Genomic DNA, 15527 nt, shown 5'->3' with positions numbered 1-15527 from the left:
ATTTTAATTAGTTATTTGTATTTCATCAAGAGCTATAGTCACTCTACTTCCTTCCTTCTTTGTAAAGACAATCTCCATTTTCTCACTTTGATTAAAATCAATATAAGTCGAGAACTCTGCTATACTATCTGTCAGGTGGTAAGAAGCTGAATCAATAGTCTTGACTAACTTACCATCTAGTCGTAACTCTATGAGAGCAGGTGACTCAAACTGATGCTTTTTATGTAATAAAAAGCGCAAACCAAGTGTCTTCACACCTTCTATATGAGCTGTATTAAACTCTACAGACCACTTATTCTCTGGAGATATATACCATCCTAAGTGATAATCTGTTCTAAAGCCTAGCAATCCATTACTTAATAGCGTACTCGAGGTTATCACTTTGCCTGTGCTGTTTTTAACTATTATAGGTTTTAGGAGAAGAAAGCTTTCTTGTCCTTCTTTAGCTACGATTTCTCTCCAACTAGTTAGATAATTGTCTACATTACCTTCTGCTTCTTTATACTTCAGTATTCCTCGTTCTTTAGCTAGATTTAATACCTCTAAACCATTTTTGAGTTCTTGTTTAAAGGTGATTGAATTTCCTTTTACATCAATAGCTCCTAGATGATCAGAGGCACGATAATAAGCTAATTGTAAGCGAGTAAAAGTAAGTGCAGTATATAGTTTATCTAACTTCTTTCTCTCTTCTCCATTTGTAAGTAAAACTTGTTTGGCTAAAGACTGATAGAAAGCAATAAACTCTTGTGGATCTAAGTAGTTATTAAAGTTATCTTCTGGAGAACCATACATATTATATGGTTTATTGGCTTGATTGTAACGCTTCTCTAGGCGGATATAATAAGTGCTGAGCAAATCTCTACTCTTAGGATATACCTTCTTAAAGTAGCTTCTAATTAACTCTTCTACATCTGCATGAATGTCCTTCATCAAAGTGGTAGCTACATAAGTTTGCACATCCGAAAAAGAGGAATAATCATATCCACTAGCATTTAAAAAGATCCCTTGTACACCAAGATTTTTAAAAAACTTTAATTGGTGTTGTAATCCGTAAAGAACTGGTATTGGACTTAGATAGTCGTCAAAATTAGAGCTATAATCCCATAAGAGAACCCTATTGGTCTTCGTACGCCATGTCTTGATATCAGATATAAAACCTTGTACATCCTTCTGAGCTAGGTACTTCTCTTTTAGAGCTACTCCTTTAGGGATATCTATCGTACTTATCATCACACCTACATTAGGCTCTAAAGCCATATTAGGCACTGTCTTAGTAGATAAATAAGCTAACATATAGAACTCATACTTCGGAAATCGTCTAGCTAATTTATTAATCAGGTGAGCGACAGACTCTGAAGCCTGAGTAGTAGACTTATTCAAATCAAGACATCCTCCACAGTTACACACAATGGCGTTGTCATTAGGTGCAATCACAAAACGATAATCCTCTGAGCCCTCCACCCCATAACCATAGTTATCAATAATGTATTCTGATAGATAAGCATATAAATCCCCTGAAGTGAAACAGAACTGATCTCTGTTTACTTGTTCATTTACTCTCGCATAGATTATAGATTTAGGCTCAGAAGGAATCGCTTTAGCAATGTTATGCCCCCAAATACCCCAATCTTCTTCCACATTATTATTTCCCAATACACCAGACTGATCTAATAACAAATTCTCTAGGTAATGAGGTTCTCTATAAGTAAAGTCATTTGTACTACACCCTGTGACAAAATCTAATATAGCTGGTGGCAAATCTGCTGTTAGAAAACGAGAATCCTCTTCTGATATCGCTTCTATTAGCTGATATATTACCCATTTTATAGTCTGTCCATCTCTAGCCTTAATACGCAAGCCTTGATGATCATGCTGAATGCAATAATCATGCTCTAGAGTCTCATCCATTGTTATATAAATATGTTTGGCACTATCTTGTTCTTCATTCCCTGTAGCCATTTCTACAATGGGATGAGTAGAAGTACGTCTCATCAGATGCTTGTATAAATAATCTGCCCACAACTTGCTCTCAAACACATCATCTGCATGAATAACGTAATATTCACTGCTCAATTTTTCTGAAGTATTCGCCTTACAGCCATAGATACAGCATAAGACAGATAACAACGAGTATTTAATTATATTAGAAAACCACATTTATTGCAAAATATAGATTGTAAAAATTCTTATACTTCAACTGATTATCCTTGTAGTTATACCAACTTCCCATAATACTACCTGTAACATTCTTGAACAATACTGTTCCGTATCCTGCTCCTACATTGGTATTCAACACATCAAATGTATCATACAGCTGATAATCGATTAACTCAACATCAGGAGATGATCCCACGCCTGCATTAGCCGCTATAAAATGCTTAGGAGACGATAAGAAATACCTTGCATTTACAGATAGATTATACATCCACTTATGATTACTAAAAAAATTGTTTAGCTTCACATTTAGACTGTATTGATCTGTCTGCTTAGTAGCTCCTAGAACTATATTAAACATATTATCACTAGTATTCGATACCTCTTTATCCTTTTGGAATATTCGATACCCTGCTCCTAGTTCTAATTCTACACCGCCTAAAAAGTTAAAGTCTCTGAACACAGATCCATTAATAGAGAACTTAGGGAAGTAAGCATCTGCAAAAGCTATATTAGCATTACTGCTCCACTTATCACTCCAGGTTCTAGCCCAATCAAAATGACCTTGAATACCACGACCTGCTTCTCTAGCGGTATAATTCGTTCCGATAGTATAACTATTCTTTAGCGCATGATAAGTGTAATGAACTGAAGCTATAGAGTGCTTCTTACTAGACTTATCATCAAAGTGACTGCGCAAATACTCTATACCTATCTCATTTCTCAATGATTTATAAGCTAAGAACTGTAAGTGCTTTTTATACTCTTCTAACTCTATAGGTGATAGGTCATAGAAAAGCTGATAAGCATAAGCCTCTGCATATTTCTTTTGCTTTTCTAATACTAATCCTTTAGTATATTTTATAACTCTACTATTAGGTAAGTATGCTAAGGTTTCGTCTAATACGCTTAGAGCCTGATCAGTCTGATTCTCTTTGATCAACTGTAAAGCATACTTTTCACTGATCCCTTCATAAGTGGTAAGTGCTAGCTCATGATAAGGTTGTTGTATTACTTGCGATAATATAGCATTGTAAATAGGACCATAGTCTGTTGCTACGTTTCCTTGATACTCTGCTAACTTCACCTGAAAGAAGACTTCTTCTGGATACACCTCTACTCCTCTTTGTAAATAGGCTTCCATTTCTTCTTCTCTCTTTAACTGATGAGATAAGTTAACTGCATACACAAGTGCTGTTTTATTAGTAGGGTCATGAGCTAGCCAACGTTTAACATAATACAAGCTTTCGCTATATAAAAAATGTTCACTTTGATTCTTGACAATAGCTACACACAACTCCTCATAACCTGGTAGATACGATTTTCGCTGATCTAAATCTAAAGCAATAAGCTCTTCTTCATAGGCTGCTAAAGCTTCATTATACTTATGTAGTTTAAAATATAAATCTGCTTTTTTAAAGCCTAGATGAATAGACTCATTTGCGTTTAGTTCATATTGATTCAATGTATGTAGTGCACTAGTATAGTCTCCCTTCGCTACATAAGCTCTATACAGTCCCATATAACCTAATGAGGTAATCTCCTTATCTGATGACCTTAATAGAATATGCCACCTATCAATAGCATATTCATACTGCTCTTCTAGCATAAAACCTTTAGCTTCTTCTAGTGTAATCTGATAATAAGAATCTTGTACTTCCATATCGCCAGGATAACTAGTATATAGTTGTTTGACTAAAGCTTTTGCTTTTGCTGTATTCCCCATACGAGTATAGACTTGTAGTTCTTTTAGTGCTAACTCTTTAGTAGCTCCTGATGCCTTTTTATACTTATTTAGCTGATACAATGCCTCCTCATATTGCTGCTGAGCAATAAGTTGGTTAAATACATAATTAAAAGCTTCTTCATTACGAGGGGTGCTATTCAATACATTACTATACAAGTCAAAAGGAGCTGTTACCTTAGCGTGTCTAGCTGCCTCTAAGGTGTAGTAATTATATTGTTGTGTCAATTTAGACTGTTGTAAAAATGGCAATAATAGGTCATATCTCTTCTGATCTGATAATACACCTATCTTCTTATTCTGTAGGGTTGTATTATTTGGAAACAAAGTAAGTGCTCTCTCTATTTGAATAAGAGCATTATTCCAATCTGCTGTTTTGATATAATCATTAATCAGTACTAAATGATACTCTACATTTTTTGGGTCATTCTTAATCAATTCTTTATTTAAAGAAATCGCTTTATCAAAATCTCCTAATGTTTGATTCTTTGCTAACTCTAGTTCTATACTATAAGCATATTCATTCTTTAGATTTTGATCAGACGGGTATATCTGATACAATCTCTTTCTCAGTCGATCTGCTTCTACATGATTGCCTTGTAGTTCAAATAAGTGTATTTTTCTCTTCCATAGACTTTTCAAGTATGGCTGTACTTCCAATATCTCATTGACATAACATATCGCACTAGAATAGCGCTTCGTCTCTGTTTCTACATTGATTAAGATATGTCTAGCATCTATTTGTCCTGGATCTAATTCGATAGCCTTAACTAACTCATACCTCGCTTTATCATATTGTTTAATATGGTGATAGTACTTTCCTAATAACATGCGCAAATCTGCATCTTTAGGGTCTTCTAACATCCCTTTATCTACAATCTTCTTTCCAGATTCCCATTTATTCTCGTTAAACTCACGATTAGCAAGTAAGACATAATCTTCACGCTCTTCTTTAGTTGCCTGTACTTGCGCATAATTATAAGTAGAAACTAACAATACACTTAACTGTATCAGGTGTCTTTTTATTCTGTTCATTTCGTTTACAAATTAAGATAGAGTAGTCTCTATTGGTTCTGCTTTAGTTTCTTGAGAAAAGCCTTGACGTGTCATTTCTCCCCATTTAAAATTCTTTTTAGTCATAAACTGCCAGTATCCTCTAAGGCTAAAAAACACAATGAAAGGATGATAAAAAATAGCTTCAAAAGCAGATAAGAAAATAAGTTTTAGGTAATCTATATAGGAGTCGTACTGTTTCTTGACAATAACATCAAAAGAAATAGATACTAGAGACATCGTCGCCCCTACCATGTAAACAAACAATAACATTAGCCAGAAAGTCTCTAGGTTTACCTGATCTGTAAAAAATAGAAAGATTAGAAACGCTATTCCTATCAGCTCTACGATAGGTGCCATAAATTCAAATAATAAGGCATACGGCATAACTAATAACCCAAGTCTTCCATATTTAGGATTAAGCATTAATCTTCTGTGTACTATAAAAATCTGCAACAATCCTCGTCCCCATCTAGTACGCTGTCTACCGAGTACTTTAAGATTAGGTGGGCCTTCTGTCCAACAGCATGTATCAGCAATCTGTTCGATACGGTATTCTTTCTTCTGGTCACACATATAAGCGATCATTCTAAAAGTCATATCCATATCTTCTGCATGAGAAGAAGAGTCATACCCCCCTGCTTCTACTACAATATTTCTATCAAAAAGTCCAAAACCACCAGATACATTAGGAATCAAGTTAAAACTAGACCATCCCATTTTTGCCAATAAATACGAACGAAGATATTCTGTCTCCTGAAATAAGGGGATTAAACGATTAGGTGCTTTTACTTTAACAATCTGACCATCTTTTACCTCACACCCATTAGCCATTCTCATGGTAGCCCCTACTGCTATAACAGGAACTTTAGAATCTAGTACAGGTAATATGATTTTGGTTAGGGTGTCCTTACTTAAAATACAATCGACATCTGTATTGATAAAATAATCATATTGAGCAACATTAATACCAGCATTCATAGCGTCTGCTTTAGTACCTCCATTCTCTTTATCTACTACTGTTAGTCGCTTATAGTCTGGGTTAGTAGATTTAAAAATACGTTTGACAGGCTTACTTCTAACCTTCTGAATATAAGGGTAAGGAACTTCCTGTAGATCAAAATTGTCAACAAGTAATTCTAAAGTTTGATCTTTACTTCCGTCATTCACAATGATTACCTCAAAATTAGGGTAATCTAGATTTAAAAGAGATTGAACATTAGCAATAATAATTACCTCTTCATTATAAGCAGGTGCTACTACTGAAATAGCAGGTGCTATCTCTGGATGTGTTCTTAAAGTATGTTCTTCTCTAGCCGTATATTTTACTTTATTTTTAATAATCTTAAAGTATCCAAATACTGCTAAAAAGAAGTAAATTAACGTAATTAAACAAGCGTAAAAATAAACTAGGTATTGATAAAAATAGAATAATTCTTCCATATTAATTTTAGTAAGGTTGTGGGGATTAAGCCAATATTCTGCACTCTCTAAAAGCTAAAAAGAAGACAGTCATTCAAATCATCTTCTTCTAGTCTATTGTACAAATAAAATCACAAAGGCGATTAATAAAAAAGTACTTAACCAGTTAGAGGTATATTAACAAGTATATTGCTTCCTAGCGCAACTCAACATACCCAATAATCGTATCCGCCCGAGCAACTACATGTTTCATAACATGATGTAAGATAGTAAGTTTGCTTGAAATAATAAAGAGATGAGCAAACAAGAAATTATGTACTCTCATGTAGAGGATTGGAAAGCAAGTGGATTAACACAATCAAAGTATTGTGAAAGTGCAGGAATTAACCTGGCGACATTTAGCTATTGGGTAGTAAAATATAAGAATAAGACAGTTGAAGATGGAGCAAGTAACTTTATAGCAATAGGTAAAACATCGAAAACAGAAGGTACAGAATACGAAATCGTGTATCCTAATGGAGTGAAGCTTCGTGTAAAAACGAAAGACTTAAGTGATCTTTATTCATTAGTAAACCTTGTGTAATGTTTAGTCTGAGTAGTAGCCACCAATTCTATTTATATAAATCAGCATGCGATATGCGCAAGAGTTTCGATAGTCTTTGTGGTCTTGTTCAAAACGAATTGAATCAAGTAGCTCACAATGGAAGTGTCTATGTCTTTATCAATCGTCGCTGTAACCAAATGAAGCTTTTGCATTGGGAAACAGGCAGATTTGTGTTATATCACAAGCGATTAGAACAAGGAACTTTTGCCTTTCCTTCTCATAACAAGTCACAAATAAGTTGGAGTGATTTGGTGCTTATGATTGAAGGAATCCAAGTAATAAAAAGTAGTCAAAAAAGACGGTTTTCTATGAAGTAAATACTCTTGAATCCTTGTGTAAATGTGGCTTTTGTCGTATATTTACTTCATGGAAATAGACCTTGAAAACTTATCAAAACAAGAACTTTTGACGCTTATAAAACAGCAGTCAAAAACTATTTCTAAACAAGAACAAGAGAACATTAAGTTAGAGGAAAAAGCTACTAAGTATGAATATTTGTTCAAACAACTTCAACGCATGAAGTTTGGTCAAAGCAGAGAGCGCTTTGAAGATCCTAATCAGACTCAATTACCTTTAGATGTTGAGCCAGAAGTTATGCAAGAACAAGAAGAGGTAATCAAACAAGAGATCACTTATTCTCGCCAGAAGAAAAAACATCCAGGAAGAGCTAAACTACCCGATCATTTACCTGTAGAAGAAATAGAAATCTACCCAGAGGGAGATTTTTCTGATAAGATTTGTATTGGCAAAGAAACTACAGATGTCTTAGATTATGTTCCAGGTTACTTTAAAATAAAACGTTACATCCGATATAAATACGCCACGAAAGACAAAGACAATACGCAAATCAGTATTGCACTGCTTCCAGAGCGAATTATAGATAAAGGAATACCTTCTGAAGGATTATTATCTACAATACTTGTTGACAAGTATGTAGATCATCTTCCACTACACCGTCAGAAGCAACGCTTTTCAAGAGAAAATATCGATATAGCTTCTTCTACTATAGATGGCTGGGCAGCTCAATGTATGGATGCTTTAAAACCACTATATGAAAAGCTTGTGATGGACATCAAAAATGAAGGTTATCTTCAAGTTGATGAAACCACCATCAAAGTCTTAGATGAGAAAAAGAAAGACAAATCTCATTTAGGCTATTACTGGGTATATCACGCACCTATATCCAAACTCGTGATGTTTAATTACAGTCCTACTCGTGCCAGTAGTGCTGCATTACCTATATTAGAAAACTTCAAAGGATATCTGCAAACCGATGGTTACGCGGGATATAAAGCCTATGGGAATAAGTCAGGTGTCACACATCTTGGCTGTTGGGCACACGCTCGTCGTGAATTTGAAAGAGCTTTAGACAATGATAAAACAAGAGCTCAACATGTACTTGTAGAAATACAGAAGCTATATGCTGTGGAACGACAGGTTAAAGAACAAAACTTAACTCCTGATCAAATCAAAGAGCTTCGTCTGAAAGAGAGTTTACCAATCATCAATGAACTTGGTAAATATATGTTTACTCAGATGAAATTAACTTTACCTAAAAGTCAAATAGGTAAAGCTTTTGCTTACTCACAAACTAGATGGGATAACCTAAGTGCATATTTATACAATGGGAACTTACAGATAGATAACAACCTTGTAGAAAACGCAATCAGACCTGTAGCACTTGGGCGTAAAAACTATCTCTTTGCTGGTTCTCATGATGCTGCACAAAGAGCTGCTATGGCCTATACGTTTTTTGCTAACTGTAAAAAGCACGACGTTAATCCATACCAATGGTTAAAATATGTTCTTGAAAATATTCAATCCATCAACCACAAGAACATTACAGACCTATATCCTCATAATTACAAAGACCTTATAGGATAATTTTCATACACTACAAGATGTACTTGCTCGGGTGGATACCAATAATCTGTCTTTCAAAATCAGTAATTGCTTGTTCTTTAATTTTATTATAGGTCACTTTACTCTTATCTAAAAGATAAATTGTAGAAAGAATATTTACTAACAACTCTTTATTCTCAGTTTCATAATACAACTGTTCTAAAAATGACAAAGCGTCTATACCTCCAATTTTACCAAAGGCAATAACAATTTCATTTTGAATAAGTTGTTCTACATAACTAAACTCCTCTATAAACACAGATATAGCATCTCGATAAGCAAAGTCACCCAATGCTTCTACAATTGCTTTCTTTACCACTGTTGAATTAGTCTGTTTATACAACCTCAACAAATCAGCTGCGCTCTCTACTTGTTTAAAGAAAGCTATTTCATAGATCAAGAAGGCTTGATACTTATCATTCTTCGCTACATTCACCCATCTCATTAACAATGGCAAAGGTTTAGTAGATGCTCTTTTCACTAAAGAAGTATGAATACGAACTTCATCAAAAGCATTAAAATCACGATCAAAGTCATTCTCTAAAAACTTAAAAGAATCATGAGACGAAAACTTCATAAAAATGCTCTTTGCATGCTTTCTAATATGTGTATTCTCTGAGTACAATTTCTGAGCAATAGCAGTACCTGATACATTGTCTCCCAAATGCTCTAGCATTCTAAGAGAATGTACGCTCTTCTTATTTACCTTACTCTTTAAACGGTTCTCCCAATAGTTAGGTAAATCTAGAGCTTTAAGAATCTCGTTATAATTATTAGTGTTGTACTCCATTTCCTTTTTTGATTAGATTCACTAATAAGTCTGTTATACAAGCTTTCTCCCAATTCTTAAGCTCATTATTTTCTAAGCCTAAACTCTGTAGTACTTGATTAGATGAAATGTTTTCTTTAGTTTGTAATAAAGCATAAAGAGGTTCTTCATATTTTTCTTTAACTTTAGAGTATCGCTGCTTCTCTACTTTATTTCTATAAGCAACAGCGCCAATTCTCAATAAAGAATAAATATAAACTCCCCCAAGTAGCATAGTTAAAAAAACAGTTAGCCTTACTACTGGGGAAAAGCTCTCAAAATGTGAGCTTAAATAGTAAAAGTAATACAAGAGTGTATCCATAGCTATAATATTTTTATTTCTACAAAGTTTTACCTTTATATTGAATTACAACTACCCAATACTTTTATGTTTGACGCAATAAACTACTCAAAAACTAACTCTTTTACGTAAAACATAAACACCATAAACACCTAAAAACAAAATAGTTAAGCAATTATAAAGCTATATACTGATAAATATCAATTTAAATAATAACTAGTCTTTCGTATATTGCTTTATGAAACATCTAAACTGTACGTTTAAAAAATGAAACGCCCTACTCAAAAGGCTAAATCAGTTTTCTAATACTTAATGATAACTACAATTAAAACGGGCCCTAATTTTATAGTTTAGACACTTATATACAATAGATACACTGCATTCCAATACAGTAGAAGTCCTTCTCCATATTTTATAAAAAAGAATGTTTCATTTTCTCATACTCTTGTAAACATTATTCATTCTACTATAATTATTATGTTTTCTTTATCTATGTCTCCTACCCGTTATGGTGAGTAGTAATCTTCCTTTAAGATTGACTTAAAAAGACAAAAACTAGACTTTAATAGTCTTCTATAATTAAAAATTCTGCATAAGTTACTAACTAACAAATACTAACAGAGATGTTTATTTTATCCGTTAGTAATCGTTAAAACTATCATTAACCATACTCTATGTGTTTTTAACTATTTTAATTGGTTTTTAGGAGTTAGTTTTAATAAGAACTACACTTATACATGTTTTAGGCTAAAACATCCCGTACGAACCTACTATAGGGTAAAAAAAGCTCACTATCTTTTATGAGGCCATTTAACTATTAAATGATGATCACTCTTGAAATCAAAAAACACGTTATACAGTACTAGATTAACTACAACAAAAAAAGGTGCCCTAAAAGGACACCTCTATATACTTAATAAAGAAAAAATCTTATTCTTCGTGGAAAGCTAACACAGGAACATAGTTGTGGTAACTTAATTTCTTAGTCATACTACTTGTAAATAGTTTTTCGAAGAAACCTCTATTTCTTTTTACTGAAACTAAAAGGTCAATATTCTCTTCGTCTAAGAAATCAAATACTGCTTTTTCTACATCACTGCTTTCTACAATATAGAATTTCACATTGTCATTCTTAAAGTTCTCTTTCCAACTATTAATTACAGCAGGATCTGCTTTATCTTTTGCAGTTGCAACGTGAATACATTTTACAGTTGCATTAAACCCTTTAGCCATTTGAACAATAGTCTCTAAAGTAGTTTTATCTTGTGAACTGAACAACGTTGTAAATGCAATAGAATTAATTCCATCAAAAATAGCATCATGAGGAATACTCAATACTGGAATACCTAAAGAACCTATTGCATTAGCAGTATTAGAACCTAAGATTTTCTTATCTAATCCTGAGTTACCATTTGTACCCATTACTACTAAATCAATCTCTTCTTCTTTAACTCTTTTCTTCAAGATAGTGTTCAAAAAGCCTTCTTCTAAAATGAAGTGCATTGGAACGTGGTCTAAGTTATGTTGTTTTGCTATATCTCTAATTTGAGGTACTTGATCTTTGAAATTCTCAAAATTGCTCAACTCAATAGATTTATATACATCCTGTACCATTACAGGATTAGCTGTTGCAGAAATCACAGGCATCTCATAAGCATGTAGTACAAAAAGAGTTGCATTTTGGTTTTCTGCCATTCTTAACGCATATACTAGAGCATTGTTAGCTGTTTCTGAAAAATCTGTAGGGAATAGTATTTTTTTCATGGTATCCAATTGTTTTATTTGTATAAAGATATGAATAATCTTTATGTTTTTATAGTATTTTAAAGGCTAAAAGTTGTAAAATATGCGATAGAGAGCTTAAATAGCATGTAAAGACTTACTTTTATACCTATTAGGTATAAACAGACAAATTAGGACACTACTCTACCTTTAATTAGCCTTATAGTAATAAATATTTCTACTTAAATACCATGTGCCTAACCACACTAGTAGTAGCAATACAAAGAACTTTTCTTCCCCATCATAGACATCATTAGATTAAATGAATTAATAGTATCTTTGCCTCATATTTAGAAAAGATATGATATTACAAGATACTATTGTCGCTTTAGCTACTCCTTCAGGAGCAGGTGCTGTAGCTATAATAAGAGTTTCGGGTAAAGATGCAATTACACTAGTCAATGGCATTTTTAAATCGATCAAGAATAAAGATTTAACGACACAAAAAACACATACTTTACACTTAGGTCATATTGTAGATGGAGAGCGTGTATTGGATCAGGTATTAGTGTCTGTTTTTAAAGGACCTAATTCATACACAGGAGAGAATACAATTGAAATTTCTTGTCATGGTTCAACCTTTATTCAACAACAGATCATCCAATTATGTCTGCGTAAAGGTGCTAAAATGGCGCAAGCAGGAGAATTCACTATGCGCGCCTTCTTAAATGGAAAGCTAGACCTATCTCAAGCAGAAGCGGTAGCTGACTTAATTGCCTCTGACAATGAAGCAAGTCATCAAATCGCTATGCAACAAATGCGTGGTGGTTTCTCAAGTGAGATTGCTAAGCTTCGTGAGCAACTATTAAACTTTGCTTCTCTTATTGAATTAGAGTTAGACTTCTCAGAAGAAGATGTTGAGTTTGCTGATCGTACACAGTTTAGAGAACTAATCGACCGAATAGAGTTTGTACTTAAACGTCTTATTGACTCTTTCGCTGTTGGTAATGTAATTAAGAATGGTATTCCTGTAGCTATCGTTGGAGAGCCAAACGTAGGAAAATCTACTCTACTGAATGCTTTATTAAATGAAGAACGTGCTATTGTATCAGACATCGCTGGTACAACACGTGATACAATCGAAGATGAATTAGTAATAGATGGTATTGGATTTAGATTCATAGATACTGCTGGTATCCGCGAAACAAAAGATGTAGTAGAAAGTATCGGTATCCAAAAGACATTCGAGAAAATCGAAGCGGCTCAAGTTGTTATCTACCTAATAGATGGAGCTAAGCTAAATAGTAGTTCTCTTGATCAGATTAAAGTTGAGTTAGAGAAACTAAAAAACAAATACCCTCTAAAACCACTTCTTGTAGTATGTAACAAGAGAGATTTGTTATCAGAGGAACAGATTGGTTTATACCAAGCAAATATCGACAACCTTATGCTGATGTCTGCAAAAGAAAATATGGGCGTAGAAGAACTAAAAGAGGCTCTATTAGGCTTCGTTAATACTGGTGCTCTACGCAATAATGAGACAATCGTAACGAATACTCGTCACTACGACTCCCTATTAAAAGCTCTAGAAGAAATCGAAAAGGTTAAGTGGGGACTTCAGACTAACTTATCTGCTGACTTAATGGCCATAGATATCCGCCAAGCATTATACTTCTTCGGTGAAATAACTGGACAAGTTACGAATGATGAATTATTAGGGAATATTTTTGCGAACTTTTGTATCGGTAAATAAATTACCTTTCCCTTAGTAAGACATACTTTCTTTTAATTGACTATCAGTAAATTAACACTGATAGTCTTTTCTTTTATGTTCTTTTCTTAGTATATTCGTTGCAACAAAATCATCACATATTTTAGATATGTAGCAAATTGCATCACATAATGAAAATAACACTAAGAGAACGTCTATTACCCAGCGGTAAGATTAACCTATCTATAGAATACTATAAAGGCACAATACAGCAACCTAATGGTAAACGCAAAACCGTTAGAGATTACGAAAACTTAAAACTCTTTTTACATAGTGAACCTAAGAATGCTGGTGAAAGAAAAGAGAATAAAGAAACAATGGCACTTGCCAAGCAAATCTTAGCTATTAGAGAAGCTGAGTTTTACCAAGGTCGCTTTGAACTAAAGAATACCACCAAAGGCAAAAGAACCTTTTTAGACTACTTTCACGAGAAAACAGAAGAGAAGATTGATAGCCCAAAAAATTATGGTAATTGGACTGCGACAATAATTCATTTAAAGCGATGTATCTCCCCTAACATAATCTTTGACGATATAGATGAGAAGTTTGTAAAACGAGTGCGTACTTACTTCGATAAAGAAGCTCGCACTAAGAGCGATCTCCCTCTATCTCTTAACTCTAAATACTCCTATTTCAACAAATTTAAAGCTTGTTTGCGTGCTGCATTTGATGAAGGCTACTTAGCTATAAACTATGCTTCTAAAGCTAAATCATTTGAACAAGCAGAAAGCCAAAGAGAATACCTAACTTTTAATGAATTACAAGAATTAGCCAATACTGAATGTAAGTACGAGGTATTAAAGCGCGCTTTCTTGTTTTCTTGCCTTACAGGCTTACGTTGGTCAGATATCAATACTATGACCTGGTCTGAGGTTCGTGATGAAGATAATACAAGTCGTGTAAACTTCAGACAAGAAAAAACAGATGGAGTCGAATACCTTTACATATCTAAACAAGCTCGAGAGTTATTAGGAGAGCGTAAAGGTAATATGGATCGTGTATTTATAGGATTAAAGTATTCTGCTGTATATAATAATGCCATTGTATTATGGTGTAATAAGGCTGGTATTTCAAAGCATATTACTTTCCATAGTGCAAGACATACAAACGCTGTCCTACTACTCGAGAACGGAGCGGATATTTATACTGTATCTAAACGCTTAGGACATCGTGAAATCCGTACTACTGCCATCTATGCAAAAATAGTAGATGAGAAAATGAAAGAAGCCTCTAATTTAATCCCTGAACTACACTTTTAAGGTTATGACTGATAAAAAATTTAAAGAACAATTACTCACTTTACTAAAGACTGATGAAGAAGTACGTTCATTAGTTTCTGATATTGCTATGCAAGAAATTGAAAACCGATTTGTAGATATATTTATAGAAAGAGCAAGAGCAAAATATGAAGCAGAGTGTGACGCAAATTTTCATAAGATACCTATAGAGAATGAAAATAGTATTCAAAATCAATTAGATGATTATTTTTACTATATAGCGAGAGAAATTGAATGCTATAAAATACAGACATTTCAAACAGAAATGAACGAAGAATTAGCATTAGAACATCAAAATAAACTAATTGAAATTAAGCAAGAATACCAAGAAATGAGAGAATTCCAACAGAATGAACAGGATAAACAAGATGCCTATCTTAAGGCAATACCTAAACACAAGCTTAATGAAAACAGATTTATAGAAATTTATGATTACTTAATCACAAACAAAATGATAGAAGGAAGTTTTGATCATTTTAGGAGTTTCTGTAAGATGTATGGTGGAAAATATAATTTAAATTGGATTGACACCAAAGGTTATAATAACAAATCAAAGAGAGTCTGTTATCCTCTTTTATTCGACCTTATGCACAATATTATATTTAGTAAGAAAAAGGCATTTACAGAAAGGAGTAGAAAAATATTTTTGACAAGCATAATGGAAGGGATGAAATTCGATGGAGAATACGTTAATTACCAAAGTTTAAATACGGCTTATTCAAGTTGGATAAATCAATATATCCTAATAGATAAATTATAGCTTAAAATA

Annotated in this window: 12 protein-coding genes; 6 read left to right on the top strand and 6 right to left on the bottom strand. The window is 33.5% G+C overall.

The window, feature by feature from the left end; genetic code table 11:
- Positions 1–3: 3 nt before the first annotated feature.
- From MYRA21_RS12455 to MYRA21_RS12445, 3 genes are read right to left on the bottom strand one after another with little or no spacing between them, the layout of a single operon-like run.
- Positions 4–2157 (bottom strand): DUF4838 domain-containing protein, encoded by a 2154-nt coding sequence (locus MYRA21_RS12455; protein ID WP_006263357.1) that lies wholly within the window; start codon positions 2155–2157, stop codon positions 4–6.
- Positions 2144–4933 carry a YaiO family outer membrane beta-barrel protein gene (locus MYRA21_RS12450; protein ID WP_039329234.1) on the bottom strand — a complete coding sequence of 930 codons (2790 nt, stop codon included), beginning with the start codon at positions 4931–4933 and terminating at the stop codon, positions 2144–2146. Before MYRA21_RS12450 ends, MYRA21_RS12455 begins: the two co-directional genes overlap by 14 nt.
- Positions 4934–4945: 12 nt before the next feature.
- Positions 4946–6394, bottom strand: coding sequence for a glycosyltransferase (locus MYRA21_RS12445; protein ID WP_039329232.1), 1449 nt, complete (start codon positions 6392–6394; stop codon positions 4946–4948).
- Positions 6395–6668: 274 nt separating this feature from the next.
- Between MYRA21_RS12445 and MYRA21_RS12440 the strand changes: the two genes are divergently transcribed.
- From MYRA21_RS12440 to MYRA21_RS12430, 3 genes are read left to right on the top strand one after another with little or no spacing between them, the layout of a single operon-like run.
- A complete protein-coding gene (locus MYRA21_RS12440) occupies positions 6669–6956 on the top strand; it encodes a hypothetical protein (RefSeq protein WP_039328445.1) in 288 nt (95 codons plus the stop codon).
- Positions 6956–7294, top strand: a complete 339-nt coding sequence (gene tnpB, locus MYRA21_RS12435; protein ID WP_082013829.1) for an IS66 family insertion sequence element accessory protein TnpB — start codon at positions 6956–6958, stop codon at positions 7292–7294. The genes MYRA21_RS12440 and tnpB overlap by 1 nt, the downstream gene beginning before the upstream one ends.
- Before the next feature lie 49 nt (positions 7295–7343).
- Positions 7344–8861 (top strand): IS66 family transposase, encoded by a 1518-nt coding sequence (locus tag MYRA21_RS12430; RefSeq protein WP_039328444.1) that lies wholly within the window; start codon positions 7344–7346, stop codon positions 8859–8861.
- Positions 8862–8871: 10 nt separating this feature from the next.
- On the opposite strand, the gene MYRA21_RS12425 is transcribed toward MYRA21_RS12430, so the two are convergent.
- The 3 genes from MYRA21_RS12425 to MYRA21_RS12415 all read right to left on the bottom strand — a co-directional run bounded on the left by MYRA21_RS12425 (position 8872) and on the right by MYRA21_RS12415 (position 11752).
- Entirely contained in the window at positions 8872–9669 is a 798-nt protein-coding gene (locus tag MYRA21_RS12425) for a HEAT repeat domain-containing protein (RefSeq protein ID WP_039329230.1), read from the bottom strand.
- Positions 9653–9922, bottom strand: a complete 270-nt coding sequence (locus tag MYRA21_RS12420; RefSeq protein WP_225581900.1) for a hypothetical protein — start codon at positions 9920–9922, stop codon at positions 9653–9655. The genes MYRA21_RS12425 and MYRA21_RS12420 overlap by 17 nt, the downstream gene beginning before the upstream one ends.
- Positions 9923–10918: 996 nt before the next feature.
- Positions 10919–11752 carry a universal stress protein gene (locus MYRA21_RS12415; RefSeq protein ID WP_006259235.1) on the bottom strand — a complete coding sequence of 278 codons (834 nt, stop codon included), beginning with the start codon at positions 11750–11752 and terminating at the stop codon, positions 10919–10921.
- A 319-nt stretch (positions 11753–12071) separates the two neighbouring features.
- On the opposite strand from MYRA21_RS12415, the gene mnmE reads away from it, so the two are divergent.
- From mnmE to MYRA21_RS12400, 3 genes are all read left to right on the top strand, one after another.
- Positions 12072–13463, top strand: coding sequence for a tRNA uridine-5-carboxymethylaminomethyl(34) synthesis GTPase MnmE (gene mnmE, locus MYRA21_RS12410; protein WP_006259236.1), 1392 nt, complete (start codon positions 12072–12074; stop codon positions 13461–13463).
- A 149-nt stretch (positions 13464–13612) separates the two neighbouring features.
- Positions 13613–14740: a site-specific integrase gene (locus tag MYRA21_RS12405; RefSeq protein ID WP_039329227.1), complete on the top strand. Its 1128-nt coding sequence runs from the start codon at positions 13613–13615 to the stop codon at positions 14738–14740.
- A gap of 4 nt (positions 14741–14744) precedes the next feature.
- The gene (locus tag MYRA21_RS12400) at positions 14745–15518 is read left to right on the top strand and encodes a hypothetical protein (protein WP_039329225.1); all 774 of its coding nucleotides are present in this window, start codon (positions 14745–14747) and stop codon (positions 15516–15518) included.
- The last annotated feature ends 9 nt before the right edge of the window (positions 15519–15527 follow it).

The organism is Myroides sp. A21, from assembly GCF_000807225.1.
GTDB classification, from domain to species: domain Bacteria; phylum Bacteroidota; class Bacteroidia; order Flavobacteriales; family Flavobacteriaceae; genus Flavobacterium; species Flavobacterium odoratimimum.
The sequence above is the reverse complement of the archived record's forward strand: the minus strand, read 5'-3'. Positions and strand labels throughout refer to the sequence as shown.